The sequence below is a fragment of the Paraburkholderia sp. XV genome (genome assembly GCF_020177535.1).
In the GTDB taxonomy this organism is placed as follows: Bacteria; Pseudomonadota; Gammaproteobacteria; order Burkholderiales; family Burkholderiaceae; genus Paraburkholderia; species Paraburkholderia caribensis.
Genome location: NZ_JAGUUD010000233.1, coordinates 1 through 3929 on the forward strand (window position 1 = coordinate 1; position 3929 = coordinate 3929).

At 64.6% G+C, this 3929-nt stretch carries 4 protein-coding genes and 1 pseudogene; 2 read left to right on the plus strand and 3 right to left on the minus strand.

Annotation, left to right across the window (positions count from 1 at the left end; translation table 11 throughout):
- Window positions 1–439, minus strand: a 439-nt coding sequence (locus KFO72_RS41420; RefSeq protein ID WP_225034514.1) for an SDR family NAD(P)-dependent oxidoreductase, incomplete at its 3' end; no start/stop codon positions are given.
- A 217-nt stretch (window positions 440–656) separates the two neighbouring features.
- Here KFO72_RS41420 and KFO72_RS41425 point away from each other — a divergent pair.
- Window positions 657–2414, plus strand: coding sequence for a RecQ family ATP-dependent DNA helicase (locus KFO72_RS41425; RefSeq protein WP_225034515.1), 1758 nt, complete (start codon window positions 657–659; stop codon window positions 2412–2414).
- Here KFO72_RS41425 and KFO72_RS41430 read toward each other — a convergent pair.
- The gene (locus tag KFO72_RS41430; RefSeq protein WP_225034516.1) at window positions 2398–2877 is read right to left on the minus strand and encodes a GNAT family N-acetyltransferase; all 480 of its coding nucleotides are present in this window, start codon (window positions 2875–2877) and stop codon (window positions 2398–2400) included. The genes KFO72_RS41425 and KFO72_RS41430 overlap by 17 nt on opposite strands.
- A 137-nt stretch (window positions 2878–3014) precedes the next feature.
- Here KFO72_RS41430 and phaP point away from each other — a divergent pair, with 137 nt between their 5' ends.
- Complete coding sequence (phaP, locus tag KFO72_RS41435; protein WP_225034517.1) at window positions 3015–3494, plus strand: TIGR01841 family phasin; 480 nt, start codon at window positions 3015–3017, stop codon at window positions 3492–3494.
- A gap of 139 nt (window positions 3495–3633) precedes the next feature.
- On the opposite strand, the pseudogene KFO72_RS41440 reads toward phaP, so the two are convergent.
- Window positions 3634–3929 (minus strand): annotated as a pseudogene (locus tag KFO72_RS41440) (hypothetical protein); the annotation flags it as partial.

Sequence of the window (3929 nt, forward strand, 5' to 3'; positions counted from 1 at the left end):
CTTCATCGGTGATCTCGTCGAGCGAATCGTAGGTCATCTGATAGGCCGCGTTGTTGACGACAATGTCGATCCGTCCGAACTCCGCCATTGCGCGCTCGACGATGCCGCTGCATTGGGCGGTGTCCCTGATATCACCTGGCATCAGCACCGCACGGCGACCGGCCTTTTCGACCCAGCGCTGCGTCTCGCGTGCGTCATCGTGCTCGTTCAGATAAGAGATCAGCACGTCCGCCCCTTCGCGGGCGAAGGCGATCGCCACGGCGCGCCCAATGCCGCTGTCGCCGCCCGTGATGATCGCCGCCTTGCCTGCGAGCCGGTTGTGCCCGACATAGCTCTCTTCGCCGTGATCGGGCTGCGGAGTCATCGGCGCGGTAAGGCCCGGCACAGCGTCTTGCTGTTGCGGCGGGAAAGGCGGCGCTGCATATTTGGTTCCGGTCATTGCTTGCTCCCATGAAATTGCGGCGTGCCGGCTTGCACGGTCGTGTCATGTGTCTAGCAAGCGCCCGGCCCGCTGGATCCGCGACCTGCCGCCTCCGGCGTTCTCCGTCTGCGTAGCCTTCCGCGGACGGCAGACGACGCGTGGCACGCCAGGCGGAATGCCCATTGCTTGCAGCGTGTCGGAGCGCCCGCCAGCGACACCTGTAAAGGAAGCACCGATGCCAGCATCGACAGAAACGAGCAGCAAGGCCATGCACCGGACGCTACGCGACGTGTTTGGTTTCGATTCGCTGCGTCCGGGACAACGCGAGATTATCGACAGCGTGATGCAGGGACACGACACGCTCGCCATCATGCCGACGGGTGCTGGCAAATCGCTGTGCTACCAGCTGCCCGCCATGCATCTGAGCGGCCTGACCCTCGTCGTATCGCCGTTGATCGCATTGATGAAGGATCAACGCGACAAACTGCTCGCCGCCGACGTGCAGGCGCTGCAGATCAACAGCACGCTGAGCGCCGCCGAGGAACGGCAGACGTATGAAAACCTGACCACCGCCGCGCGCGCGATTGTGTTCGTCACACCCGAGCAACTCGCCAAACCGACGCTGCTGGAAGCGCTTCAAGGGCGTCGCGGCCCATGCGCGCAACCACGTGTGAGTCTGATCGTGGTCGACGAAGCTCACTGCATCTCGCAGTGGGGACACGACTTCAGGCCGGCCTTCCTGCAGATCGCCGACGCGGTGCGCAGCCTGGGAGGTCCGCCCGTGCTCACACTCACGGCGACGGCGACGACGGCTGTCGTCGACGATATCGTGCGCACGCTCGGCATGCGCGAGGCGCGCGTGCTGCACACAGGCGTCTATCGGCCGAATCTGCGGTACAGCGTGACGCAGGTGTCGGTCGCGGGCACCAAAGGACGTGCATCCGCGCGTTCCGCGCAGGCGAAGCTCGCAGCGCTTCGCGCGTTGCTCGAGTCGCGCGGCGACGCCGGGATCATCTACACGGCGACGGTGCGCGAAGCGGAACGGCTGGCGGCGGCCGTGCGCGAATGGGGCGTGCCGGCTGCCCTTTATCACGGCCGAATCGGTTCCCGCGAGCGGCATGACGCACAAGACCGCTTCATGCGCGGCGACGTGCGTGTGATGATCGCGACCAATGCGTTCGGCATGGGCATCGACAAGGCCGACATACGTTTCGTCGTGCATGACCAGATGCCGGGCAGTATCGATGCGTACTATCAGGAAAGCGGGCGCGCCGGCCGCGACGGGGAAGCTGCCGATTGCATCCTGCTGTTCGATCTGAACGACAGGCGTGTGCAGCAGTTCCTGCAGCTTGGCCGCTATCCGGAGCGCGAACTCGTCGAGCGGGTGCGCGAGGCGCTGGGCAAGCACGACGACGGCACCGCGACGGGCATCAGCGCGGACGACCTCGCGCGCATGCTCCCGGACATCGGGCGCAACAAACTGCTGGTGGCGCTGAAAATTCTGCTCGACGCAGGGCTTGCGCGTCGCAATCGCGCGCGCCGCTATCTGCGCCGCGACGGCGCGCCGGGCAGCGATGCGCTTGCCACAGCGCTGCAACGGTACGACGAACTGGCGAAGCGCGATGGCGAGGCACTTCAACAGATGATCGACTATGCGCAAACGGGCGGTTGCCGCTGGCACACCATACTCGAGCACTTCGGCTTTGCCGACGAGGTCGACGGGTGCGGCACATGCGACAACTGCCGGAACCCGCCGCACGTCGAACCATTTCAGGCGCCCGTGAAGGCGATAGCGCCGGCTCGGGACGGGACGATGAATGCCGCGTCCAGCACGCGCGAGCGGCCGCACTGTTTTACGCGCGGCCAGTGCGTGCGGGTGCGCAAGTACGGGACGGGCCAGGTAACGTTCGCAACGACAGACCAGGTGGCCGTGCTGTTTCCTGATGGAACCACGCGCACCTTTCTCGCCCGATTCGTCAAGGCCGCTGCATGAACAGGACGTCCGGCGTGGAGCGTTCGGGCACCGCTTCGAAGCCCATGCTCGCATACAGGGCCGCGGCGCGGTCGTTTCCGCGTGCAACCCGGAGCGTCGCGCGGGCTGCGCCCGTTGACGCCATCCCTTGTGCGACGAGTGCCTGCACGAGATAACGTCCGATGCCTCTGCTGCGGCAGCGCGGCGACACGATGACCCGTCCGATATGAACTGCGCCCGGCTCGATCACCCAGAATTGCCCGAATCCGGCTACGGCCTCTCCTTCAACCAGGGTGAAACTCCGCTGCCCTTCTTTCACGAGTTCTGTCGCCACGACATCACACTGTGGAGGAAAGGCGATAGCAGGCCCCGCCCATTGACGGCAGACGGTCGCATCGGTGATCCACGAACAGATCTCGGGGTAATCGGTGGCGACCGTCCGCCTTATCTGTCGATCCATCGACACGCACTCCTTCTTCAACACCTGGCCATTTGAGCATCGCACGTACCACGCAACGGGCACAGCATTGCGAAGCCGAAAGTGGAATGCCGATTGCGGCACCGCAAAACGGCGAGCCGTTTCGCCATCGACCAAGGTATTCCACCCTGAAGGAGTTCAACATGAGCGAAGGTCTCATTGCTTTGCCCAACGATGTACCCAACACGGTTCGCGAACACGACGCGTGGCCCGTCAACCAGTTGAGCGATCTGGCGCAGCTGTGCGTCGAGACGGCCGGGCGGATTGCGGAACTGAACAGCAAGGCGATACATGCGTCGCTCGATGAGCAGCGGGCAGTCGCGCTAGAGGCTGCCAACGAGTATTCGCCGTTTGGCGCGTGGCGTTTGCAGACCAGTTTTGCGCTGGCGGGCACCGCAAAAGCGGCTGCCTATTGGCGGCATCTGAATGAGATCGCACTGGACGCGTTCGTCGACGCCGTTGGCGGCGCCGAGAGCCGTATCAACAGCACGTTCATGGCGCTGCACGGTTCACTCGACGAAGCGACTTCCGGCGTACGCGCGTCGCTGCTCGGCGATGTTCCGTCCACGCCCGACGCTCGTGCGCGCGCGGCGCAGATCATTCACGGTTCGACACGGGGTTAGCCGATGCGCTCGCAGTGAGGACAACGCTGTCGTCCCGACCGCGGCCATCATTTCCGCCCGGGGAGCCGGCGATGCGCTGCCGGCCCAGGCGGAACGGAAACAACGTCGCGGCGGCCCGTCATGCGACGCGCACGGCCAATCAAGGCTCGAGTTTCACCTTGATCCAGCCCGGCTCGCGTGCATCGAATGCCTGATAGGCTTCGATCGCATTTGTGATCGGCTCGCGCTGCGTCAGTACCGAAATCGGATCGAACGACCCGTTCGCTACGAAACAGTGAAGCAGCAAGCGCGGCTCCCGCAGTTCGCGCACGCACAGGCATCGCGCTTGCGCTGTTGACGAACCGCGAGCCGGCGTGCGGCCGTTCGCGTAGCACTCGCATTGAATCAACGGAGGACACGCATGTCGCAGCATCCCGCCCATTCGCAGGATCAACG

Bases quoted from the DNA above. Each gene is read 5' to 3' on its own strand.
- KFO72_RS41425 (WP_225034515.1), top strand. From the start codon at position 657: ATGCCAGCATCGACAGAAACGAGCAGCAAGGCCATGCACCGGACGCTA.
- phaP (WP_225034517.1), top strand. From the start codon at position 3,015: ATGAGCGAAGGTCTCATTGCTTTGCCCAACGATGTACCCAACACGGTT.